Source organism: Peptacetobacter sp. AB845 (genome assembly GCF_047528295.1).
In the GTDB taxonomy this organism is placed as follows: domain Bacteria; phylum Bacillota; class Clostridia; order Peptostreptococcales; family Peptostreptococcaceae; genus Peptacetobacter.
Genome location: NZ_CP180001.1, coordinates 1,814,272 through 1,839,408 on the forward strand (window position 1 = coordinate 1,814,272; position 25,137 = coordinate 1,839,408).

At 30.1% G+C, this 25,137-nt stretch carries 21 protein-coding genes and 1 pseudogene; 5 read left to right on the top strand and 17 right to left on the bottom strand.

Going from position 1 to position 25,137, the window contains the following annotated elements; genetic code table 11:
* Positions 1 to 256: 256 nt before the first annotated feature.
* The 6 genes from ACK2WO_RS08455 to ACK2WO_RS08480 all read right to left on the bottom strand — a co-directional run bounded on the left by ACK2WO_RS08455 (position 257) and on the right by ACK2WO_RS08480 (position 10,108).
* Positions 257 to 1,435, bottom strand: a complete 1,179-nt coding sequence (locus ACK2WO_RS08455) for a hypothetical protein (RefSeq protein WP_414697451.1) — start codon at positions 1,433 to 1,435, stop codon at positions 257 to 259.
* A gap of 276 nt (positions 1,436 to 1,711) precedes the next feature.
* Positions 1,712 to 2,710: an adenosine deaminase gene (gene add, locus ACK2WO_RS08460; RefSeq protein WP_414697452.1), complete on the bottom strand. Its 999-nt coding sequence runs from the start codon at positions 2,708 to 2,710 to the stop codon at positions 1,712 to 1,714.
* A 374-nt stretch (positions 2,711 to 3,084) separates the two neighbouring features.
* Positions 3,085 to 3,897 (bottom strand): P-loop NTPase, encoded by an 813-nt coding sequence (locus ACK2WO_RS08465; protein ID WP_178412594.1) that lies wholly within the window; start codon positions 3,895 to 3,897, stop codon positions 3,085 to 3,087.
* A gap of 249 nt (positions 3,898 to 4,146) precedes the next feature.
* Positions 4,147 to 5,766 (bottom strand): Na/Pi cotransporter family protein, encoded by a 1,620-nt coding sequence (locus ACK2WO_RS08470; protein ID WP_414697453.1) that lies wholly within the window; start codon positions 5,764 to 5,766, stop codon positions 4,147 to 4,149.
* A 348-nt stretch (positions 5,767 to 6,114) separates the two neighbouring features.
* A complete protein-coding gene (locus tag ACK2WO_RS08475) occupies positions 6,115 to 7,029 on the bottom strand; it encodes a hypothetical protein (RefSeq protein ID WP_414697454.1) in 915 nt (304 codons plus the stop codon).
* Between the two features lie 238 nt (positions 7,030 to 7,267).
* On the bottom strand, positions 7,268 to 10,108 hold the full coding sequence (locus tag ACK2WO_RS08480; RefSeq protein WP_414697455.1) for a DNA methyltransferase: 2,841 nt from the start codon (positions 10,106 to 10,108) through the stop codon (positions 7,268 to 7,270).
* A gap of 174 nt (positions 10,109 to 10,282) precedes the next feature.
* Between ACK2WO_RS08480 and ACK2WO_RS08485 the strand changes: the two genes are divergently transcribed.
* From ACK2WO_RS08485 to ACK2WO_RS08495, 3 genes and pseudogenes are all read left to right on the top strand, one after another.
* The gene (locus ACK2WO_RS08485) at positions 10,283 to 11,047 is read left to right on the top strand and encodes a lysophospholipid acyltransferase family protein (RefSeq protein WP_414697456.1); all 765 of its coding nucleotides are present in this window, start codon (positions 10,283 to 10,285) and stop codon (positions 11,045 to 11,047) included.
* 388 nt (positions 11,048 to 11,435) lie between these two features.
* Positions 11,436 to 11,828, top strand: a pseudogene (locus tag ACK2WO_RS08490) (GNAT family N-acetyltransferase); the annotation flags it as partial.
* A gap of 63 nt (positions 11,829 to 11,891) precedes the next feature.
* Complete coding sequence (locus ACK2WO_RS08495; RefSeq protein ID WP_414697457.1) at positions 11,892 to 12,551, top strand: hypothetical protein; 660 nt, start codon at positions 11,892 to 11,894, stop codon at positions 12,549 to 12,551.
* Between the two features lie 44 nt (positions 12,552 to 12,595).
* Here ACK2WO_RS08495 and ACK2WO_RS08500 read toward each other — a convergent pair whose 3' ends face one another.
* The 3 genes from ACK2WO_RS08500 to ACK2WO_RS08510 all read right to left on the bottom strand — a co-directional run bounded on the left by ACK2WO_RS08500 (position 12,596) and on the right by ACK2WO_RS08510 (position 15,524).
* The gene (locus ACK2WO_RS08500) at positions 12,596 to 13,018 is read right to left on the bottom strand and encodes a hypothetical protein (RefSeq protein ID WP_414697458.1); all 423 of its coding nucleotides are present in this window, start codon (positions 13,016 to 13,018) and stop codon (positions 12,596 to 12,598) included.
* Between the two features lie 366 nt (positions 13,019 to 13,384).
* Positions 13,385 to 14,347 carry a porphobilinogen synthase gene (gene hemB / locus ACK2WO_RS08505; RefSeq protein WP_006440441.1) on the bottom strand — a complete coding sequence of 321 codons (963 nt, stop codon included), beginning with the start codon at positions 14,345 to 14,347 and terminating at the stop codon, positions 13,385 to 13,387.
* Between the two features lie 247 nt (positions 14,348 to 14,594).
* Complete coding sequence (locus ACK2WO_RS08510; protein ID WP_414697459.1) at positions 14,595 to 15,524, bottom strand: 4Fe-4S dicluster domain-containing protein; 930 nt, start codon at positions 15,522 to 15,524, stop codon at positions 14,595 to 14,597.
* Positions 15,525 to 15,767: 243 nt separating this feature from the next.
* Here ACK2WO_RS08510 and ACK2WO_RS08515 point away from each other — a divergent pair, with 243 nt between their 5' ends.
* Positions 15,768 to 16,685, top strand: a complete 918-nt coding sequence (locus tag ACK2WO_RS08515; protein WP_414697460.1) for a LysR substrate-binding domain-containing protein — start codon at positions 15,768 to 15,770, stop codon at positions 16,683 to 16,685.
* Between the two features lie 326 nt (positions 16,686 to 17,011).
* Here ACK2WO_RS08515 and ACK2WO_RS08520 read toward each other — a convergent pair whose 3' ends face one another.
* From ACK2WO_RS08520 to accB, 5 genes are all read right to left on the bottom strand, one after another.
* The gene (locus ACK2WO_RS08520; protein ID WP_414697461.1) at positions 17,012 to 17,833 is read right to left on the bottom strand and encodes a hypothetical protein; all 822 of its coding nucleotides are present in this window, start codon (positions 17,831 to 17,833) and stop codon (positions 17,012 to 17,014) included.
* A 100-nt stretch (positions 17,834 to 17,933) separates the two neighbouring features.
* Complete coding sequence (locus tag ACK2WO_RS08525; RefSeq protein WP_414697462.1) at positions 17,934 to 18,866, bottom strand: acetyl-CoA carboxylase carboxyltransferase subunit alpha; 933 nt, start codon at positions 18,864 to 18,866, stop codon at positions 17,934 to 17,936.
* Between the two features lie 2 nt (positions 18,867 to 18,868).
* Positions 18,869 to 19,804 carry an acetyl-CoA carboxylase, carboxyltransferase subunit beta gene (gene accD, locus ACK2WO_RS08530; protein WP_414697463.1) on the bottom strand — a complete coding sequence of 312 codons (936 nt, stop codon included), beginning with the start codon at positions 19,802 to 19,804 and terminating at the stop codon, positions 18,869 to 18,871.
* Positions 19,805 to 19,815: 11 nt separating this feature from the next.
* Complete coding sequence (accC, locus tag ACK2WO_RS08535) at positions 19,816 to 21,168, bottom strand: acetyl-CoA carboxylase biotin carboxylase subunit (RefSeq protein WP_414697464.1); 1,353 nt, start codon at positions 21,166 to 21,168, stop codon at positions 19,816 to 19,818.
* A 12-nt stretch (positions 21,169 to 21,180) separates the two neighbouring features.
* Positions 21,181 to 21,723, bottom strand: coding sequence for an acetyl-CoA carboxylase biotin carboxyl carrier protein (accB, locus tag ACK2WO_RS08540; RefSeq protein ID WP_414697465.1), 543 nt, complete (start codon positions 21,721 to 21,723; stop codon positions 21,181 to 21,183).
* Between the two features lie 355 nt (positions 21,724 to 22,078).
* On the opposite strand from accB, the gene ACK2WO_RS08545 reads away from it, so the two are divergent.
* Positions 22,079 to 22,357 (top strand): hypothetical protein, encoded by a 279-nt coding sequence (locus ACK2WO_RS08545; RefSeq protein WP_414697466.1) that lies wholly within the window; start codon positions 22,079 to 22,081, stop codon positions 22,355 to 22,357.
* Between the two features lie 344 nt (positions 22,358 to 22,701).
* Here the strand turns inward: ACK2WO_RS08545 and trmB are convergent, their stop codons facing one another.
* From trmB to ACK2WO_RS08560, 3 genes are all read right to left on the bottom strand, one after another.
* Positions 22,702 to 23,346: a tRNA (guanosine(46)-N7)-methyltransferase TrmB gene (gene trmB / locus ACK2WO_RS08550; protein ID WP_414697467.1), complete on the bottom strand. Its 645-nt coding sequence runs from the start codon at positions 23,344 to 23,346 to the stop codon at positions 22,702 to 22,704.
* A 176-nt stretch (positions 23,347 to 23,522) separates the two neighbouring features.
* A complete protein-coding gene (locus tag ACK2WO_RS08555; protein WP_414697468.1) occupies positions 23,523 to 23,750 on the bottom strand; it encodes a hypothetical protein in 228 nt (75 codons plus the stop codon).
* 90 nt (positions 23,751 to 23,840) lie between these two features.
* Positions 23,841 to 25,115: a transposase gene (locus ACK2WO_RS08560; protein ID WP_414697469.1), complete on the bottom strand. Its 1,275-nt coding sequence runs from the start codon at positions 25,113 to 25,115 to the stop codon at positions 23,841 to 23,843.
* Positions 25,116 to 25,137 lie beyond the last annotated feature (22 nt).

A 25,137-nucleotide genomic window follows, 5' to 3' on the forward strand; every position in this document is an offset into this window, starting at 1 on the left:
CATATTAAAGAAGATACTCAAAGTCGTTACAATATAATTAATAATTTTTTTAGAAATTATTATAAATTTTATAATGAAAGAGTTTATAACAAAAGAAGCCATTACAAAAAATGTAACAGCCTCTTATTTTAAATATTTACTTATTTCAAATATTTATTCAACTTCTCAATTATTTAATTAAGTTCTAAATTATTTAATTAAGTTCTCAAATATTTACTCAAGTTTTTAATTATTTAATCAAGTTTTTAATTATTTCTTAATACTCATCTTCTTCTACTTCTTTTATTTTTCTTCCTTTAATAAGCTCTTCATAGGCTTCTTCACCTACTTTTATCTTATCCTCATTATCTCTTAAAACAGTATCCTCTGTTTCTCTGATTATAACATCGTATTCTTCTTCCCCTAATTTCTTGATGTCCTCAGATACTTCTTCATCATCGCCTTTTACAAATAAATCATATGCTTCTTTAGAATATTTTTCATCGATCATATCGATTCCTCCTTCATCTACTTCAGATGTATTGTTTTTATCTGATACAGAATCATCTTCTCCGTAGATATTTATCTTTAATTCCCCTTTAAACTCTACTTCATCTGAATCTTCTGCTTTATCAGCTACACAATTATTTCCGTTAGCTACATTATTTGACTCGGTAATATCATTTTCTGTACTACTATTACATTCTATACCATCAATTATTTCTTCTAAATCTTCCTGTATTTCTTCCATGTTTTTCTCTTCTAAATTTGTTATCTCTACATGAGAATCCTCATCATCAAAATTTTCCATAATTTCTACATAAGAATCATCTTTTTCACCTAATTCTTCTATATTATTAGATTTTTTTAACTCATCTTCATTATAGTTTTCAAATTTATCTTCATTAAATCTTTCAAATTTATCTTCATTTGCTTCTTCTATATCTATAAATTCTGCATTTTCTCTACTTTCTTCAATATCAGCACTACAATGCTCCTCTACAAAAGAAGGATCTTTTTTTGCTAGGTTATCTAACTTCATCATAATCCGTTTTGAATAAGTAACGGTCATTGCCTTTTTTTCTAATTCCCGATCAGAAGATGCGAATCCAATTTCTAAAAGTTTGTGTAACATTTTTTCTGAATATCTAGCTATTATATTAGCTTCTTTGGCATCACTTATTACAACATCTATCTCCTCTTCTTCACCAGTTAGATGAGAGCTAATTTCTTCAGTCTGAGCTTTAAGTCCCATAACAATGTGATATTTTTCAACACTTTCAGCCATCTGTCTGTCTATATTTTTATTTATATCACCTAATATAGATTTCATTTCCTTGTATACTTCCATTTTAGAAAATGAGATTATATCTCTAAAAACATTGAATTCATTTATACTGTACATTTGAAGATTATTTTCTTTTTCAAATAGATTCTTAAAAAATTTCTTTTTCATCTCTTACACCACCTTTTACTTAATTATACTATAACTAGTATTGTATTAATTTGATTTTTAGTTCACATAACATTCAAACTAAATTTAACAAGTATCTATAAATTTTGTATTAAAAATTAATTCTTTCTATAAAAATATTATTCTCTACATACAATTCTCTATATACAAAAAGACCCCTACTTTTGTAGAGGCCTTTTCTCTTAAAATCGTTCAATTTTTTATTATATAAATATATTTTTTAATAATTTATCTTTTATAAATATTTTATTATATTATTTATTGATTTAATACTCTCAATAATTTCTCCTTCTTCTTATCATCAACAAACAACGCATTAACAGAATCTGCATATACCTTTCTAAACTCTTCCTCACCAAAACCAAACACATCTCTGCAAACTTCAAACTCATCAGACATAGATGTATTAGAAACAGTTCTGTTGTCAGTATTCACAGAAATCTTAATTCCATCGTCTAAAAATCTTCTTATTGGATGATTTTTCATAGAATCTACAGCCTTAGTCTGAACATTACTTGTCGGACAAAGCTCAAGCATAATACCTTTTTCCTTAACTAACTCATATGCTACCTCATTATTTTCTATCCTAACTCCATGCCCTATTCTCTCAGCACCAAGTTTTTCAATAGAATCTATAACATTCTGTGCAGAAGCTGCTTCTCCTGCATGAACAGTTATGTGGTATCCATATTCTTTTGCAAGTTTCATAGCATTCACAAACTTATCAGCAAATCCTTCTTCCTCTCCACCAGCTAAATCAACAGCAGACACACCTTTACCGATAAATTTCTTACCTGCTTCTATTGTTTCTATAGCATCTTCTTCACTAAGGTGCTTCATGCAACAAAGAATCAAAGTCGCCTCTATATTAAAGAACATCTCAGCTCTCTTAATCCCATTTATCGCACTCTGAATAACTTCTTCCTGACTCATACCATTTTTAGTATGTAGCACCGGAGCAAACCTAATTTCCATATACTTCACATTTTCAAAAAGTGCGTCCTCCATAAGCTCAAACACAATCTTTTCTATATTTTCACCACTTTGCATAACAGCTAGTGGAAGATTAAACCTCTTCAAATACTCATCAAGAGAACTACACTCCATTGGAGCAATAGAAAGCTTCTCAATCTCTTCTAAATCATAAGAAGGAAGCTCAATCCCATCTTTCTTAGCTAAATCTATAATAGTCTTTGGTCTAACACTCCCATCCAAATGGCAATGCAACTCAATCTTAGGAATATGATGACAATCCATAACTAAAACCTACCTTTCTTAAACTTTTCCCTGCTGAAAATAAAATAAATTTAATAATTTAAAAGTAAAGATACATGTGTACTTTAATAAAGCCACAATTTACCATCACTTATACATTTTACATCCTTTTCCAAATTCATCCCATTCTAAAATTAAAACAATTTTACAAATAACGCTGCTTACAATTGCATTTTTAGCAGCCGAAATTTTTGCATCCAACTACAAATTAATTTGCATCGACAATTCTGCAAGCGCCCACATCATTGAAATGTGTTACATAAATGGGTGGGGCGCTGAAGCCTGGAGAGCAAATAATTGTGGTTGGATGTAAAATAGGCTGCTACAAAGCAATTGTAACAGCCATTATTTCAAAATTATTTTATTTTAGATACTACTCCATCTATTATTTTTTCTATTTTTTCACTAGTTTCATTTACACCATTGTGAGTTATATCTATAACTTCCTTACTCATTGGTAACTCAGCTAATAAATCTAATCCTAAGCCTTCAAGGAATCCATCTGTTCCTTCACCTTCGAATAATTTTATCTTTTTACCACAGTCTGGACATTCTATATAGCTCATATTTTCAACAACACCGTATACAGGTATGTTCATTTTCTTAGCCATATTAACAGCTTTTGAAACTATCATAGATACAAGATCCTGAGGTACAGAAACCATAACAGTTCCGTTTATTGGTATATTCTGCATAACTGTTAAAGCTACGTCACCTGTTCCTGGAGGCATATCTATTAATAGATAATCTAAATCTCCCCATATTACATCTGTGTAGAACTGTTTAACAACTCCACCTAATATTGGACCTCTCCAGATAACTGGTTCATTTTCGTCGTCCATCATAAGATTTATAGACATAACTTTTATTCCGTTAGCATTTACAACTGGGAATATACTTTCTCCATCACTTAAAGCTTTAGAATCTTTAACTCCCATAAGTCTTGGTATACTTGGTCCAGTTATATCAGCATCTAATATACCTACTGAGTATCCCTGTTTTGCTAACTGATTAGCAGTAAGAGCAGTTATAGTAGATTTACCAACTCCACCTTTTCCACTCATTATACCTATTATTTTACCTATATTATTCTGTGGGTTATTTTCTATTGAACAGTGTTCCTTATTATTACATGACCCTTTTGATGGGCAATTGCTACAATTTGACATTTTCCATTCCTCCATTGTGTTACTTTTAAAGTAATTCATTTTTATTATTTTTTTACTTTACATATATATTGTAGTACAGTTTTTCACTAAAGTCATTAAATTTTTAAGTTTATTTTTAGACAATCACCTCAATTTATAACAGATTATAAAAAGGACTGCTGCAAAATATGCAACAGTCCCTTCATATCTATCTAAATCTATTCCGTTTTTTATATAATCTATTTTCCTTACCTAACTAATATTTCTCAATTATTTTTTTAATGAATTGAATTTTTCTGCTATATTTGAGCAGTGGTCAGATATTCTTTCAAAGTTTGTTAATAAGTCTAGGAATAATATTCCTGAATCTACAGTACAAACACCGTCCCCAAGTCTTCTCATATGTTCATTTCTGTACTGTTTAACTAACATATTAACTTCTTCCTCAGTTTTTTCTATTTCATCATATAAATCATGATTTTTAGTATCTATATATTCTATAGCTGAATTTATATTCTTTAATAGTAAATCTGATATTTCGTCTATCTCTTTCTTAGCTATATCAGAGAATTTAGTTTCACCATCTAAAGCTAATTTGTCTATTTCTGCTATGTTTTCAGCATGGTCTGAGATTCTTTCTAAGTCATTTACTACATGGAATAATAAATCGGCTTTAATTCTCTCATCACTGTTTATATTAGTGTTAGATAATTTTAATAAATAGTTTAGTATGCTCTTATGTAGTGTATTTACAGTCTTTTCGTAGTTAAATGCTTTATCTATTGACTTAGAATCTTTATTTGTAAGACCATCCATTGCATAAGTATAAGCTTTCTTAGCTTTTTCACCCATTCTTACAACTTCCTGAACTGTGTTTCCAAGAGCTATTGATGGAGTTTCAAACATTCTTTCGTCTATGTATTTAGTAGTATTAGCTGTAGCTAATTCTATTTCTTCTTCTTTAACTGGAACTAATCTTTCTGCTAGTTTAACTATGTATTTAGAGAAAGGTAATAGTATCATAACATTTATAAGGTTGAATAGTGTATGTGCATTTGCTATCTGTCTAGCTGTGTTTGCTGGATCTAGATACTGAACTACTGCAACTATAGGTTTATTAAGAAGTAGCATGAATAATAATGTACCTATTACGTTGAATGATAAGTGCATTACCGCAGCTCTTTTTGCATTTCTACTAGCTCCTAAACTTGATATAAGTGAAGTTACACAAGTACCTATATTATCCCCATAAAGTATAGGTAGTGCTGCTGTTATTGGAACAAGTCCCTGTGATGCAAGCGCTATAAGCATACCCATTGATGCCGAAGAACTCTGAACTATACCTGTTATTGCGAATCCTGCTAATATTCCAAGTATTGGATTTTTACTTAAGAATAATAATGCATTTCTGAAGCTTGCTAGCTCTGATAATGGTTCAACTGCTTCTTTCATGAATTCCATACCTGTAAATAAAAGACCAAAACCTATAAGTATTTCTGCTACCTGTTTTGTTTTTTCTTTAGATGTAAACATGTAGAATATAATACCAATACCTAGTGCTATTGGAGCAACATCCTCTAAACTGAATGATACTAACTGAGCTGTTACAGTTGTACCTATGTTAGCACCCATTATAACACCTATTGCCTGAGATAATGACATTATCCCTGCATTAACGAAACCAACTACCATAACTGTAGTTGCACTTGAACTCTGTATGATTCCTGTTACTACTGTCCCTACAAGTACTCCCATTACAACATTACTTGTAAGCATTTCTATTATTTTTTTTAATTTGCTTCCTGCAGCTTTCTGAAGTCCCTCTCCCATTACTGTCATACCGTATAGGAACATTCCTAAGCCGCCTAATAAAGTGATTGCTGTCTGCATTTCTTCCTCCTTGAAAATAGATTATATATTATTATTTTTTTTTGTTTTCTTTTGGTTCCCTCACCAATCAACATATTTATAATAACAAATTACAAATTTAAAAGAATTAAGAAAAAGTTAAGTAGTAGTTAAGTGTGTGTTAAGTTGTTAAGAAAATGTTAAATTTATTAAAAATAGACTATATTTAGGCTATAACTATGCTAACTATGTTATATCTATGTTCAGAATATTTGATTACTTTAAGAAAATGTTATCTTCTGTTAAATTTATATTTTTTAGAAGGAATTTAATTTAATTAACATAAAAAGCCACCATCACAAATTTTTATTAAATTTTAAAATAAAATATCTAAAACTGATTCTTTTTTCTTATCATCTCATCAAGCTCCTCTTTGCTATATTTATACACTGTCTGATCAAAATTGATAAACTTGTTCCTATTTTTTCCAGCACCATAATTATCTCTTTTAGTGCTATCGTTGATACTCTTATAATCAGATTGTAACGCAGCCATTAAAAACGCACACTTATTATATACATTACTATTTTTAGTAAGCTCTATCTTCTCACTCAAATAATCACAACCTTTCTCCTTGCTCATCAAAACATCAATAACCCTACTAGCATAACTATCTGTATATGAGTGTCCTAAAAATTTTTTTAACATACCTTTTGTTTCTATAGCAACCACCCTCTGCCTTGGTTGTTGTGTAATAAATGTAGTTTTATTTGTGTTATTGTTGGTATTGGTTATGACAGACTGTCCTTTTTCATTATGACAAGTTGTCACATTGCAAGATGACAGTCTGTCATATTGCATCTCACCGTCTTGACAATATGCATCAGGACACCCTGACTCATCATTTTTAATATTTTCTTCTATATTTTCCATATCATATTTATTAAATAACTCGCTCTTTTCAGCAACGATTTCATTAAATTTATCGTAATCTATACTGTACCATTTCGTTCTATCAAAACTTACTTTATTAAAATTGCCTACTATCAAAATCCCCTTATCCTCTAATGATTCAAAAATCCTCTTAACTGTCCTCTCGCTCCAAAAATAGAAATATCTCTCACGCCATTTTTTTATACTGTTAAATGTCCAATATCTACCATTTTTGTAATTTATATTATTTTCTTTGTTTTTATTTATCCAGTAGTCAACCATACCCAAAACAAGAGCTTCATTAACTCCTAAAACAGCTGCCATCTTTGGTCCTGCTCTAAATACAAATTCATTTTCTATCATCGTTTTCATATTATCATTACCCCTAACTTTCTTTATAATGTTTATAAGAACAATCTATCATTGTTAGGTGTCATATGTCTTCTTTCAGATGACACTTTATTTTTTCTTTTGGAAAACAATATTTTATTTTTTTTACTTTGTTTTGTGAAATCAAAATTTTACGCATAAAAAAATAAGATACTAAACTGTTTTTTTAGATTCAGATTAATATCTTATTTTTTATAAAATTTATATTTACATATGTTTTCTATTTATTTTTTTCTATTTCTTCTAATTTTTTTACATATAGTTTCATAAGCTCTGATACACACTCTGATTCTGTCATACCTTTTTTAGTGAATCCGTACGCATTCATAACTGCACGATCATTTGCTCTGTGTGCTTTTAAAAGTTCTGCTGGCATAAGTGTTTCGTCGTATAAATCTGCTAAAGAAGAATCTGGATAAAGTTCTCTAGCATCTAAAATCGCCTGTGCTGTTTCTTCTATTTTAGATTTGTCTTTTTCTGACACTTCTGGCCATGGGAAGTTGTTGTATACTATGTCTTTTGAGTATCTATAGTCACTTTTTAGTCTTCCACATACGGTTCTCATCCAAGCCATGTGTACATTGGATGTAAGTATTCCAAAATGGTAAATTTTAGCATTTTGAACTACATGTATCGCATCTGATGCTAATGAATTTTTATCTAAAAATCCTATAGGAATATATCTCCTTCTTTCTGATGAAACTCTAGGTATAACCATAAAATCATCCTTTGGTATATTTTCAGTTTGATATTTTGTAGGTGTTTCAGCTAATTTTAAAGTACTTTTTCTTGAACTTCTTAATCTAAACTCCTTCACATTTTTTACTCTTTCCATAACTTTAGGCATTTTCTTTAACTCTGATGGGCTACATTCTCCTAAGTATAAACCATATCTAGGTTTTCTATTTATAAATTCTCTTGCACCATACCATTTTCTAAAATATTTTTTTGAATTTGGCTCGCTTTTTATAAACTCATCCATCTCTTCTTCTTCAAATAAATAATTTCCGTCATCTATAGGTTGATTTCCAATTCCTATTTCTGGAACATTATCAATAGGTTTCTTTCTGCTCTCTATAAAAATACTTGGTGCATCTATTAAATATCCATTAATATTTTCCGCTATACTTAATTGAGAATTATTATGATATATTATCCTATTATTAGTAGAAGGACTCTTGCTAAATCCAACTATCACACAATGTACTTTTGCCTTTATACTCGCCTCACTATTCCATATAAATGTTCTATAACAAAAATCTATATGAATCCCATCTACTTCCATTAAATTTTTCCAAAGTATACCAACCTGTTCTCCCTGAGCTATTGAATTTGTAGAAACAAATGCTACCCTTATATCAGTTTTATTTATATACTGTGCTGCTTTTTTATACCATGCAGTTACATAGTCCAAATTCCCAACACCTTTTAATTTACTAAATATGTTTTCCATATCTGATTTTTGTTCTTTATTCATAAGCCTTGCACCATAAAATGGTGGATTCCCCATTATATAATCAAGCTCACTTTTGCCAACAACGTCATTCCAATCAATTCTAAGAGCATTTCCCTCAACAATATTCGCATAAGATTTAAGAGGTAAAAAATCTATTGGCATGTGTAGTATTTCAGACGTTTCATCCATCATCTGTGACTCAGCTATCCAAAGAGCAGTTTTTGCAACAGTAACAGCAAAATCATTAATCTCTATACCACTAAACTGTGATATTGACACCCTTATAGGATTTTCAAGCCCTTCAATAGAATCTACTAATCTTATCTGATTACTATCGCCCTTCTTAGAATTTATATCTATCTTCATCTTTATTATCTCATTTTCTAATCTTCTGATAGATAAATATGTTTCTGTTAGGAAGTTTCCTGAACCACAAGCTGGATCTAAAAATTTAAGTTTTGCTAATTTATTATGTAGATTTTCAAGCTTACTATTTTTAGTTCTTACTACTGCTTCCTCTTTTATGTCAAGTAACTCATACTTCAAATCATCTAAAAATAACGGATCTATCACCTTATGTATATTTTCTATTGAAGTATAGTGCATTCCACCACTTCTTCTAGTTTCAGGGTTCAATGTACTTTCAAATACTGCACCAAATATAGTCGGACTTATCTGGCTCCAGTCAAAATCATCACTGGCATTTTCTAAAAGCAATGTTCTTATTTCATCTGTAAACTGAGGAATTATTATGCTATCGTCAGCAAAAAGCCCACCATTTACATAAGGAAACGCCAATAATCTTTCATCTTCATAAGGATCTCTATCTTCTTTCTTTTGATTTAGTATCTTAAATAGTTTTATAATTGCTCCACGCAAGTTTTTTGCATCGAACTGTTCTAAATAATCATGGAACATACTTTTCTTACCAAATAATCCTGCATCCTCTGCATACAAGCAAAATACTAATCTAACACAAAGTACATTTAAACTTTTTAAAATACTTTCTTCATCTGGAGAATTTTCTTTCATACTTATTTTATTATACTGTTCTAATATTTTTTCATATAATACACCTACTAAATCACCAGCTTTAATAGATACTTCTAATTCTTTTTTAAGATGAGGATTCTCATCATCTACTAAAATATTCAATCTATAATAATCTGTTTCTAAATCTTTTAAAAGTATTTCTTCTGGTTCAGAATTAGGATTTTCCATATCATACACCAAAAAACTTTCAAAGTTACATGTTATTATCCAACGAGGTCTTTTAGAAAATGGTAAATTAGCAGAGTATCTCTTAGCCTGTTGGAAAGGAGTTAATTTTGTTCCATCTGATTGAAGAATAGCTGTTTTTAAACTCTTTCCTAAACTCTTCTGCTCTATTAATATTTGTTTTGAAGGGATATATCCATCAATAAAGCTTGTATTATCTAATTTTATTTTGTCTTCAAAACTTATATATTTGTCAGGTTCTGCTATTCCATAAACCCTATTTAAAAGAGCTAACCAAAACTTCTGACTATCTCCTTTTTCATAACCTTTACCTTCCCAATCTTCAGCAAATTTTTTAGCAGCTAATTTTTGTTCTTTATCATTCAAAAATATCTCCCCCTACTGTTTTAATTTGTATATTTTTATTATAACAAATTCTTTTGAGTTTTTATAATCTTTTAAATTTATACTTCTTTTACTTTTATTTCATTTTATAGACTTTAATTTCGTTTTATGCTAAAATATTCTTTGCAAAATTTAGAACGTAAGGAGATGTTTTTCTTGTTTAACTATATAAAATTCCGGATTATGCAGATTTTTGGATTTATCTCATCAATTCCGCAGCTAAATAAGTTTAGAAGGAATCCAGACAAATACACTTCAAATGAGAAGTTCGCTTTTCTAAAAAAATTAGCTAATAAATCGTTAAGAAAAGTCAAAATCAATGTAAATGTAATCGGTAGGGAGAGAATTCCAAAAGAGCCAGTTCTTTTTGTAATTAATCATTCAAGTATGCTTGATAGCTATATTTTAGTAGAAAGTGTTGATAGAGGGATTGGTTGTGTAATTGCAGATGAGCCAGTTTGGAGAAAGATTCCTATTGCAAGCAAGTGGATTGAGCTTTCAAAATGTGTTTTTATCAACAGAAAAAATAATCGTGAAGGTATGAAAGCTATAAATCAGGCTGCAGACAATATAAAAAATAATCACTCTATGGCTATTTTCCCAGAAGGCGATTTAACTTGGGTAAAGGATGATAACGCATATATATCAGACTTTAGATCTGGAGCATTAAAAATCGCATACAAAGCAAAATGCCCTATTGTTCCAATGGTTATAAAAAATTCAAAAGGGACTTATGAAGGATATCAGCCTGTTGGAAAAATTAACTCTAAGGATGTTGAAGTTGAATTTTTAGATCCTGTTTATAAACATCTAGAAAACCCAAGATACAAAACTGTAGAGCTTGGAGAAGAAATCAGAGAATCAATGATTGAAAAAATGAGAGAATTTGACAATAATAAATGCGAACGTGCTGCTCTTTAGTTTTTATGAATGTATATTAGTTTAAAATGTATATTATCGCATGAATTTATATTATTATAAATTTAAATTTTATAGAAGTTATTGTAATTATATTATGGTAACTTCTATTTTTATACACTTTTTAGCCATTTTAGAGAAGTTGATAAATTATTTCTAAATATATTACAATTTTGTATTTTTTGATATTAATTCTTTTGTGAATACTATTTTCATAGTATAATAAATTAAACAAAATAAATTGGATGTGATATATATGTTTAAAATAATTTTCGAATCAGAAAACTTATATTTTAGAGAGATAACACACAGTGATTTTGATTCACTTGCTAAAATTTTAAAAGATGAGGAAATTATGTATGCTTGGTAACATGGTTTCTCAGACGATGAGGTTGAGAATTGGATAGATAAAAATATAATGAGATACGGTAGAGATGGTTTTAGCTACTATATTGCTATAGAAAAGAAAAGTGAAAATATAATCGGTATGATTGGCCCTTTAATTGAAGAAATTGAGGATAAAAGACTTGTCGGAGTTGCTTGGATTTTGGATAAGGAACATTGGGGCAAGGGATATGCTGTTGAAGGTGGGCGAGCTGCTATAAAACAAGCCTTTGATACTACTGATACAGAGTCAGTGATAGCCCAAATTCGACCTAATAACATAGCTTCAATTAGGACAGCAGAAAAGCTTGGTATGACCTCAGTAGATAGCTATATAAAAATATACAATGGGAAAGAAATGGAACATATTATATACGAAATTAAAAGAGAAAATTTTTAAAAAGATTTCTATAATAAAAAAGACTTCTATTATTTAAAAAGATTTCTCGAAAGGAGAATTATTATGAAAAAAAATCTTGTTTTAGCATCAATTTTAGCAGTATCTCTACTAGCAACAGGTTGCTCTCAGGCTGGAAAAGCATCTGATGTAACTCCAATAACATTGACAGAAAGAGAAAAACAGATTGCCGCTTTAGTAGGTGAATATCCTTTTGTAGTGGATGTAAACTATCCAAAAGATGTTAAAGGAACAGTGCTTTCTTATGAAGTTTGGGAAAATGGCTCTATGGTAGAAAACAACGTGGTTATGTTTGGCGGATCTGCTGATGAAAGCAATAAAGAATCATTCACTATGATTTATGACATAGATGATGAGTGGAAAAATTGTAAACTAAACCTATCATCAACTTCTGCTCGTACTAGCTTTGATATAAGCTTATTAAATGATAAAAACAGTGCACCTAATGCTGCAATGCCATCTTTTGCCGCTGCAGAAGATGTAGATGAGTACTACAGTGTAAAACTTGTTCCAGGCGGCTCATATGTACTATCTGCTTTAACATTGTCTTACGGCAACTCTATGGAAGCTATTAATCATGGAAAGGGCGACTACAAAGACTTCACTTCAGAAATCGACAAAAATAACACTTGTGTACTTGTAAGACTTGATACATTTGCAAGTGAAAAAGATGCGGAAAAGTACGCAGACTCTATAAATAAATAAAACAAAAGGACAAGGGTGGTTATTCTCTTGTCCTTTTAATTAATTTATCTATTATTAACTTTTCTTATATAATAAATCTTAGCAAAAAACTCAGAGAAAATCATCACATCAAAAACAACCATCGCAACCATACCATATCCCATAAGCGCATCTGTAATCCAAGTAGTTCCTCTAAGAAGATAAATCCCACCGAAAAACAACACAACACAAATCTTAGTAACAGTAATCGCTATATTATTAGCCTTAAACTCAATCGCTGAATCTACCTTTCTATGCTCTTCTCTCTCCTTGTCACTCTCATCAAACATTGAATTAACTATCCCATTCAACCCGAACATAAACATCAAAGATGTCATCATAACAGAATAATAATCAAAATCCTTAGCAAAACACAATGCTAAATCAAGAAGTGCCAAAGAAATAAAAGTCACTCCCCAAACAACAAAATCTTTCTTATTCTTTATCATATAAATCAACTCCTTTAATTTACTTTTATTCAAATTATACCACAAACCTATAAATAATCTTTCTTCATTTTTCTCTCAATTTTCTCAAAATATCCAACTTCAAACCAGTCCCCCAGATTGTACGAGCGACAGACTTATAAACATAATTAATTATTGGGATAAAAAAAGACTAGTTAAAAACAAGTGTAACTAAAAAGAAGGAATTATATTCAAAATTACGACAATCTGCATGACGCTTTCGTCATTAGCCTCGAACGGAGTTCGAGCTAGACAAAGAAAGCGTCGAAGCCTGGAGTATTTTGAATATATTCCTTCTCTTTTCAAGATTACACTAGGATTAACTAGTCTTTTTTATCCCAATATTAATTATTTTATTTTCTTAGCGATATCTTTGGCAAAGTATGTTATTATCATATCCGCACCAGCTCTTTTTATTGAAGTAACTGCTTCCATTATAGCATCTTCATTTAAAAGTCCTTCCTTAACTGCTAACTTAAGCATTGAATACTCACCAGAAACATTGTATGCACAAAGTGGCATATCAAAATTATCCTTAACTCTTCTTATAACATCTAAGTAAGAAAGTGCAGGTTTAACCATTATTATATCTGCTCCTTCTTCTATATCTAAAGCACATTCTCTTAAAGCTTCTGTACTGTTTGCTGGATCCATCTGGTAAGTTTTTCTATCTCCAAATGATGGAGCTGAGTTTGCAGCATCTCTAAATGGTCCGTAGAAACTTGAAGCATATTTTGCACTGTATGCCATTATTCCTACTGTTTCAAATCCATTTTCATCAAGTGCATTTCTTAAAGCACCTATTCTTCCGTCCATCATATCAGAAGGAGCTACCATATCAGCACCTGCTTTTGCATGGCTAACTGCTATCTTAGCTAAATATTCTAATGTCTGGTCATTATCAACATAACCTTTTTCAGTTAATATTCCACAGTGTCCATGGCTTGTGTACTGGCACATACAAACGTCTGTTATTACGTTCATTTCTGGAGCTACTTCTTTTATTTTTCTAACAGCTCTTTGAACTATTCCGTTATCTGCAAATGCTTCTGAACCACAAGCATCTTTTTCACCTGGTATACCAAACATTATAACGTGTTCTATACCTAATTCCACTATTTCTTTTATTTCAGCTTCTAACATATCCACTGAAAAATGATAAACATCTGGAAGTGAAGGTATTTCTTCTTTTATATTTTCACCTTCAACAACGAATAGTGGGTATATAAGATCGTCTACATCTATTTTAGTTTCTCTTACTAAATTTCTCATTGCTTTGCTTATTCTAAGTCTTCTAGGTCTTTTTAACATATCAATTCCTCCATTTAAACTTTTAACAAATTTCTAACAATCTTTTTAAAATATTTAGTGTTAGAATGTATTACTTAAATTTTACTTTATTTAACACCTGTATTTATTTTAAATGTATTTAGTTAAAAAGTCTAGTCTTTTTTACTTTATATTAAAATTTTTACAAGTTAAAATACAAATAAACATTGAAATTTTCATATTTAGAGTTTTAAAATAGAACTATTTTAATTTTTATGAATTTATGAAATTAAAATTCTCTTGCTAGTATTTCATCTTTTCTTGAAAGTATATCATCGCTTAAAAGTTCTTTTTCGACTTTATCAAATCCTACTCTCTCTACAGTAACTGCGAATCTTTCTCCAAAGTTTCCATTTTCTCTAAAGAATAATATCGCCTTTTCTATAGTTTTCATTACTTCTGCTTCATCTGTAAATATTTTTCCTAATAATTTACCGTGAGAAATCTGTTTACCCCATCTTCCTCCAACGTATACTTTGTATCCCTGTTTCTGTGTATCCATTGCTTTGAAATAGCATTTTTCTATACATCTACCACAGTTTATACATTTATCGTAATCTACAACCATTGTTCCATCAACTAACTTAGCTGCTCCAACTGGACATACTGCCTCAACAGCACATTTTTTACAGCTCTTACATTTTTCTAAGTTTATAGCTGGAACTCTAGCTCCTATAACCCCTAAATCGTTTAAGTTTGGTTTTACACAGTTATTTGGACATCCACCAACAGCTATTTTGAACTTATGAGGTAGATTTACATTGTGCCATTTTGTGTAGAATTCATCGTGTATTTTTTCTGATAAATCATAAGTATCTATAAGCCCATACTGACAAGTTGTCCCCTTACAAGACACAACTGGTCTAACTCTTTTTCCTGAACCACCAGTTTCTAAACCTTTTTCTGATAAGAAATTCATAAATGGTTCTATATTTTCAAATGGTATTCCTGGACATTCTAAAGTTAATCTTGTAGTAACTAAAACTTCTCCGTTACCAAATCTTTCTGCTGCTTCCGCAACATTTCTTAAAACTTCTGCACTTACTTTACCATTTTTTGTAATTACTCTTCCTGAAAAATTATCTGTTCCTTTGTTGCTAAAGAATCCTAATGCTTTTACTCTAGCCTCTTCCGCCTTACTTACTGTTAATGTTGCCATACAAAAATCCTCCTTAAAATTTTAGTGATTTTCCCAATTTATAGTCTAAAATTTCCTTATTAATAATTTTGCTACCTAGAAAATTTTATTGCTTAAAAGCCTCTACCTACTAATATAACACTTTTTCATATAGGTTTAAAATTATATTAAATTATGGTTCAGATAAGATTTCCTTATCATATATTTATATATTTTTGATATAATTAAGTTATAAATCATATATTAATTCAAGGGGGCTTTCCTATGACAATAAGACATTTAAAAATTTTCGTAAGTGTAGCTGAAAATAGAAAAATGAGCACAGCAGCGTCAAAATTTTTTATATCTCAACCCGCAGTAAGTCAAGCAATAAAAGAATTAGAAGACTACTATGGTGTTTTATTATTTGATAGAATTTCTAAAAAATTGTATATAACTGAGGCTGGCAAAAAGCTTTTAGAATATGCTAAAAATGTTTTAGCAGAATTTGACAAATTAGAAGAGGGTATGAATGCTTTTAAGGATGTTAAAACTCTTAGAATCGGCGTTACTGTTACTGTAGGAACAAATTTTATTTCTAAAGTTTTATCCGAATTTAAGGAAAATACTAAAAATGTTGAAACATATATAAGAATGAATAATACTAAAAACATAGAAACTCTTCTTCTTGAATCAGAGCTTGATTTAGCTGTTGTCGAAGGAAAGGTGAAAAATAGAGAGCTAATCTCAATACCAGAAGTTGACGATATTTTAGTGCTTGTCTGTTCAAAAGATCATCCATTCTATGGAAAAAAACATATCTCATTTGCTGATTTAAAAGATGTCAACTTTGTTCTTAGAGAGCCAGGCAGTGGAACAAGAGAATTATTTGAAAAATACCTTGAAAAACACAAACTAAAAATAAATGTAACTTGGGAAGCAAGCTCTCCAGAAGTAATCAAACAGGCTGTAATAAACGACGGATGCGTAACTGTAGCATCTCTAAGACTATTTGAAAAAGAAATCCAAAGCGGCGAAATGTACGCATTTAGAAACAAAACTAAAGAATGGAACAGATCATTCTCAGTAGTATACCACAAAAATAGAAAACTACCAGAATACGCTGAAAATTTCATAGAAATAGTAAAAGAAAACAAAGAATTTAACATATTAGAGAATACAAACTACGGAATACTTTCTTAACTAATTTAAATATAATAACAGAATACCTTATTAATCAATTTTAATATAACAAATATAATATAACAAAAACAATATAATATAATAAATCTATTAATATTATTGTGTAACATTTTAATTTTGAATAATATAAATAGTTTTCTATTACAATAATTTTGTAAGTAGCTTTTAAAAATTAATCACAAGTAATTCGCCTCGACAATTCTGCAAGCGCCCCACACCTTGAAATGTGTTAGTTTAATAAAGTGGGGCGCTGAAGCCTGGAGAAAGAATACTTGTGATTAATTAAAAAAGCTGCTACAAAATTTTGTAACAGCTTAACTCTTATTCTATCTAAATCTCCCGAAGATTGCAGATATTATCATCGATACTACAGTTACTGGTATAGATATTATTATACAAGTAGTCATAATCAAGAACATATAAGTAACTAATCTTATAAACTTACCACTAAAATCAATACCCATAAGTCCAAAAATAATCGTACAAAGCACAATTATAAGCACAACTATAGGAATCGCACTCTTACTATTTTCAATATCTGCTCTACTAAGCGACAGGTGTATACAAATTGAATAAATCCCAAACAAAAGCACTATACCTTTTATAGAAAGTAGCGACGGAGAATTTATTATTAAGAATAAAGTATTTATCCCTGCCATAACTATATGTATAAGGAATTTAATTAAATCTAAACTCTCAATCATTTCTAAGCTCTTTTCAATATCTATTATCATATTAAATATTGCAAACTCGCTACCTAAATAAAATTTTATAAGCATATAAACTATAAAGCTTCCTATTATAACTGGTGCAGTTCCTATAAAGAAATCTCCTATCATTTTGTATAGATTTCCCTTGTTTCTCGAGTGAACTACCCTTCCAAGCACACCATCAGATTTGCTCTTAGATGGTCTAAAAAGCTCGACCTTTTCGACATCATGCCCAAATAGTTTACAAGCTAAAAAGTGGCTCATTTCATGAACAGGAACCCCTACAATTCCAGTTATCAAGATTCCTTTTCGCCCAAGCCCATTTTGTAGATAATCTATATTTCTATCCTCGATAAAATTGAGTATCAGTCCTAGCAAAAATGTACCTAATATAAAATAGGCTGCATTGAACAACCCATCAAACAAAAAAAGTTTCAATCTATCTACTCTCCTTCCTCAAAAGTCTCATAAACATATTATAAACTTCTTTTGTTCTATTTTCACCTTATTTTTAATATTTTATATTCATCAAAAATTTTTAAAAGTACTTTCCTATATTTCTAAATTTTTCGTATCTATGATTCTTAATCTTTTCTCCACTAAACTTAGTATAATAATTTAATCTATCAATTATATATTCTTTCATACTCTCAGCTACTTTATCAGGATTATTTTGAGCACCACCAACCGGTTCATCAATTATATGGTCTATTATTTTAAGCTCTTTTAAATCCTGTGCAGTCATTTTCATATATTCACAAGCATCCTTTGATTTTGATGAATCCTTAAATAATATACTTGAAAGACCTTCTGGAGATATTACAGAATAGACAGAGTGTTCAAGCATACAAATTTCATTGCCTACTCCTATTCCAAGTGCTCCACCACTACCGCCTTCTCCTATTACTATTGCTATAACAGGTACTTTTAGAGCACTCATCTCCATTAAATTCCTTGCAATTGCCTCACCTTGACCTCTTTCTTCTGCTCCAATTCCACAGTATGCTCCAGATGTATCTATAAAAGTTATAATAGGTCGATTAAATTTTTCGGCCTGTTTCATAAGTCTAAGTGCTTTTCTATATCCTTCTGGATTTGCCATACCAAAATTTCTGTATATATTTTCCTCTGTACTGTTTCCCTTCTGATTTCCGATTACTGTAACAGAGTACTTGCCTATTTTTCCTATACCACCTACAATCGCTTTATCATCTGCAAATCCTCTATCTCCATGCAGCTCTATAAAATTGCTTACAATTCTATTTATATAATCAAGTGCTGTAGGTCTTTTTATATCCCTACTTATACTTACCTTTTCGTAAGGAGTCAAACTTTTAAATTTCTTAGACTCTTCTTCTTTTAAAATCTCTTCTAAATATAATATTTTATCAGAAAAATCTAGCCCACTTGTTTTAGAAATTTCTTTTAAATTTTTTATATCCTTCTTTATCTGTTCTACATTTCTTTCCATTTTTACTTCCTCTTATGCATGTACAAAATTTTGTAAACTGTATCTTTTAAATCTTTTCGCTCTACAATCATATCCAAAAATCCATGCACCATCATAAACTCAGCAGTTTGGAAATCTTCTGGTAGCTCTCTACCTATTGTCTGTCTAACAACTCTTTTCCCTGCAAATCCAATAAGTGTCTTTGGCTCAGATATTATTATATCTCCAAGCATCGCAAAACTAGCAGTCACCCCACCTGTTGTAGGATCAGTTAAAATTGAGATGTATGGCTGTCCTTTTTCAGAAAGCTTTGTAACAGCCCGTGAAGTTTTTGCCATTTGCATCAAAGACATCATTCCCTCTTGCATTCTTGCACCACCAGATGCACTACAAACAACAACTGGTATATTGTGTTCTGCTCCATATTCAAAAGCATACGAAATTTTATCACCTGTAACAGAACCCATACTTCCCATCATAAAAGCTGGATTCATAACACATAGCACGTATCTAATACCATTTATTCTTCCAACCCCCGTTATAACGGATTCTGACTCGTGAGTTTTTTCTTTATATGATGTTATTTTTTCGCTATAATTAGGGAATTTTAAGGGATCCACTACATCACTTTCCTTATTTATTTCAATAAATGTCCCTTTATCTGTAAGCATTTCTATTCTATCTCTTACGTTCATTCTCATATGCTTATTACACTTTGGACAAACAAATAAATTTTCCTCTAAATCTTTGTTAAACGTATATTCCCCACATTCTGGACATTTACTCCAAAATCTATCATCTATATTGTTTGAAACATGTTTATTTGATATATAATTTCCATCCTCTTTAGTTTCTTCTTTTTCTTGAATTTTTATAGGAATAGATGTATAGTTGTCATTTTTTTTCTTAGCTTTATTCTTTTGTTTCTCTTTTTTAAAAAGCTGTAATCCATTTAACACTTATCTATCACCTATCTTTCGCTTAATTTTCTTTCTATAAATCCTGTATCGTGTGTATCATTTAGGAATTCATCAGAGTTTATTAGCTCTCTTTGGAATTCTATGTTTGTTTTTATTCCGTCGATTATTAGCTCATCCAATGCCCCATTCATTTTTGCAACACATTCCTCTTTTGTATCAGCCTTACATATTAGTTTTCCAATCATCGAATCATATAGAGGTGGGATGCTGTATCCTGCGTATACAAATGTGTCAAATCTTACTCCAAATCCACCTGGAATATTTATCTCTTCAATTTCCCCAGGACATGGTGTGAATCCACTTTCTGGATTTTCTGCATTTATTCTACATTCTATAACATGTCCTCTCATTAAAATATCTTCCTGTTTGAATGGAATTGGGTTGCCTGCTGCAATCTGTATCTGTAATTTTATTAAATCTCTGTCTACTATCATCTCAGTTACAGGGTGTTCTACCTGGATTCTCGTGTTCATTTCTATAAAGTAGAAGTTTTTATCTTTATCTACTATAAATTCAACAGTTCCTGCACCTTCATAATTAGTTCCTTTTACAGCTTTTAAAGCACTTTCGTATAAACCTTTTCTTTCTTCATCATTTAAAAAGCAACTTGGAGATTCTTCTATCATTTTCTGATTTCTTCTCTGCATTGAGCAATCTCTTTCACCTAGATGTATTGCATTTCCAAATTTATCTCCAAATACCTGAACTTCTATATGTCTTGGATTTGGGATAAATTTTTCCATGTATAAGTCGCCGTTTTTAAAGTATGATATGGCCTCTGATTTAGCTATTTCAAAAGATTTTTCTAAATCTTCTGCTTTGTGGACTATTCTCATTCCTCTTCCACCGCCACCTGCAGATGCTTTTATCATAACTGGGTATCCTATTTCTTCGGCCATTTTCTTAGCTTCTTCTCTATCTTTTAAAACAGCCTTAGACCCTGGAACAACAGGTACTCCAAGCTTTTGCATTGTACTTCTAGCCTTTGATTTATCCCCCATAAGCACCATCTGCTCTTCTGATGGCCCTATAAATATTATGTTTTTTTCTTTACATCTTCTAACAAATTCTGGGTTTTCAGATAAGAATCCAAACCCCGGATGAATTGCATCACACTCTAGTTTTTCTGCAATGTATAATATGTTGTCTATATTGTTATAGCTTTTTGCAATATTTCCAGGACCTATACAAATAGATTCATCTGCTAAAAATCTATGTATGCAATCTCTATCTGCATCTGAGTAAATAGCTACTGTTTTTATTCCCATTTCTCTACAAGTTCTAATTATTCTAACAGCTATATCCCCACGATTTGCAATTAGTATTTTATTTAAAGTTTTCATTTTTATCTCCTTTTAATCTTCCTCTATCACGAATAAAGTCTGTCCATACTCTACCATGCTTTCATTTGTAGCTTTTATCTCTACAACTTTTCCTGTAAATTCACTCTTAATTTCGTTCATTAATTTCATAGCTTCAACTATGCAAAGTGTATCTCCCTTTTCGACATGGTCGCCAACATTTACAAATGCTGGAGAATCTGGATCTGGAGATTCATAAAAAGTACCGATAAGTGGTGCTTTTACCTCTTTGAAGTTTTCTCCTGCAAATTCAATTTTATCTTCGTCGACTTTATTTTCTTTTGATAATTCATCTTCTAAAGATTCTTTTACATTTATTGTATTATTTTCTTCTTTTATATTATTAAATGTAGATGATGACTTTTTTGTATTATTTACTGTATTTTCAGCTATTGAAGCGTTTTTTGTTCCTATTTCTATATTTCCAACTACTTTTTTAGAAACTTCAAGCTCTATGTCTGAAGTATTTAGTTTTACATATTCAAGTTTTGTATTGTCTATAAGCGTTAAAAGCTCTTTTATTTCTTTAAGATTCATTTTTACCTCCTATTATTAATACCTAGTACTAATAATATATCATAAAAACTATTACTAGTAAATAAAAACTATTCTTCAAGATAGTATATTTTATTGTCTGTAGAAAATGTGATAGCCCCTTTTCTATTTTTACATTTTAAAATTATTTTAATTTATCTTTTAAATTTAGTTGTTTATACAATTATTATTCTTTAGGTATTGAAAATTTAATTTTTATTTATTATACTTTTTAATAGTATATACGTTTTTATATGGTATTATTTTTAAATAAATTTAATTATTTTTTTAATTTATACTAGGTAAAAAATATTAGTAAAATAAATGTTATATTAGCTATGAAAGGAATTTATATATTATGATAGAAACCGTTGATTTTGTACTAAAAATTGCATTTTTTGTTTTAACTTTTCTTTGGGCTGGTAAGATTTTGATTTTTAGATCGGATAAGCAGATAGTTATCAACCCAATAGTTATGCTTATTGCAGCAATTTTAGCACTTCTACCACCGTCTTCTTCTACAGAGTTGATTTTTGGATTTGAAGTAATAAAAATTAGAATTGTATTGTATGCGATACATTGCTTAATAATACTATTTGGATTATTTTCAATGAGAAAAAGAGAAGCAATCTTCTAATGAGAAAAGGGTAAGAACGATTAACACTCCAGGCTTCGAACTTTGCTTTTTCAAGCTATGCTTTCAAAATGTTGCAAAGTTCTGCAGATTGTTGTGTTAATTCGTTTCTTACCCTTTTTTAGAAGCTTACTATACCAAAATAATAATATTGTCGCTTGCAGAATTGTCGATGCTAATTAATTCGTGATTGCTCACAAAATTACGGCTGCTAAAATAATTTTGCAATAGTTTTTTTAAATCTTTTACGTACACACACGTCGAAGCCTGGAGACTGAGAGGGGGATTATTTTAAATCAAGAAAAAAACTGCTGCAAAATATGCAACAGTCATTTTTATATTCTAATTTATTTTCTTTTTGCTGCTTCTAGTCTATATATTTTCATTCCCTGAGCCATGAATTTATCCTCGTATTCTGTAGTTACATTTCCTTCATAGTTACTATTCGCAAGGTCTAAAGATATGTTTTTTAGTTTCCAGTCGTTTTCAGCAATTTCATTTAGACTAAATTCGAATAATTTTTCGTTGTCTGTTTTGAAGTGTATTTCTCCGTTCTCGTCTAATACTCTTCTGTATATGTTTAAGAAATCTGAGTGAGTTAGTCTTCTTTTTGCCCATCTATTTTTAGGCCATGGATCACAGAAGTTTACATATATTCTTGAAAGTTCTGCCACATCAAAGTATTCTGGAAGCATTTTTACATCTCCCCATATAAATAGTATGTTTGTTAAGCCTTTTTCTTTTGCTTTGTATACCGCATGAAGTAGTACCTCTTCTTTTATTTCCATAGCAATGTAGTTTTTATCTGGATTTAGTTCAGCTAATGTAGTTATAAACTGTCCTTTTCCAGTCCCAACTTCTATGTGTATTGGATTTTCGTTTCCAAATCTTTCGTGCCATTTCCCAGCCATTTCTTCTACGTTTTCGTGGAATACGCAGTCTGTGTAGCTAAGAAGTTTTATATCAGCACCTTTTTTCTTTCTTCTTCTCATCTATGCTCCTCCAATTTTAATCGTATTTATCTTTTCTATTATATCATAATTATTAAAACTAAAATACAAATTAAAGTATTGCTTTTAATTTATATCTTATATATTAAACACAATAAAAAAATACTGCCACAGAACACCTTTAAAAGGTGTTCTTGTGACAGTACCTTTACTGACACCTAACGGTCGTCAGTTTTTTTGTATTCAAATTTAGCTCCACAATTAGGACAAATTAATTCTGGCATATTTTTTTCATTTAGCGAAGCTATCGCTCCTGATGAAAAGAATGCATCTTGTCTTAATTCTTCTACTATAAATTCTGGTACTCCTTTTTCAAATCCACAAGACTTACATTCATAATTATATAACTTTTGTCCTTTACTCATTTCTTCTAATTCTTTTAACATACTATTTCTCCTAATAATTTTAATTACACTAATTATACACTATTATTTATATTTGAGTATAGCAAAGCTAGCCTATTTATTAATAGACTTTTAAAATAATTCTATTTGTGTTGTTGTATTCAAAGAAATTTCTTTTTCTATAATTTCTTCGTAGATTATTCTTTTATAATTTGATTTATCTAGTGCATTATATATTAATCCATATTTATAATGCCATATTTCCCATAGAATCATGTCTTTTCCACAATTTTTACAAATATAAGGATTTACTCCAAATGATTCTATCAATCTATCTTTAAAATTTTTCTTTACTGTATTCTTCTTTTTTATCAGCTTAGATATATTTCTGTGTCTCATAAAGTTATATAACTTCAATATTTCTATGCTTAATTTATTTTTTATTCTTGAATATAGACCGTATCTTCTTGCAACTCTAAAACCCTTCGGGTGAATATGTTGGGTTATTTTACCTATAAATTCTAATACATTTACAGTTATTTCTCTTTTTTCCTTAGGTTTTTTGTTTTCATACCAGTAAGTTACATTTTTTCCATCGTAATTAATTATTCTATATTCAGCGATAGCTGGTCTAGCCAAATATCTACCTATATATTGAGTTGCCTGTTTTATATTAGTTAAACGTCTTTCTGCATTTACATAGAATTCTTTCTTATATAGCTTATTTATCAAATTTTTAGTTTTTCTATCGCTAAAATTGTTTTTTATTATATCTAGTACCAACTTTCGCCATACCTTTTTCATATATGTATATGGTATGAAATCTAATTTTTTGAACCACTTATTATTTCTATCTATTCCACCTTCGGTGTATAAGGCGTGTATATGAGGATTCCATTTTAAATCTCCACCAAAGGTGTGTACTACAGCAATTACCCCTAATTCATAATTTCCCTTTGTTTTATTTTTATGAAAACTATCTAATACCTCATATGTAGCATCTTGTAAATCTTTTAAAAGCTCTCGCTTTCTGTAGAAATAAACTCTCAACTCCTCCGGAATTGTGAAAACTGCATGTCTATGAGAAACATCAAGCATATTTTCTACCTGTTTTTCTGCCCATTCCATAGAATATTTTCTTCCACACTTTGTACAAAACTTACTTTTACAAGTGAACCCTTGGATATACTCTTCTCCACAGTCTATACATTTGTGTTTTATATATCCGTTCTCTATATTTCCACAATTTAAAGCCTTTATTACAGTATTTTCTATCTGATCTCTCATTTCTCTTCTAACTTTATTCCAATATTTTAGTTTGAATTCTTCAAAGTGATTTTTTAATATTTTCTTAATGATTTTTTCATCTTTTTGTTTCTTCAATACATTCATATTACTATTGTACATAAGTTTTCCACAATTTTAAATT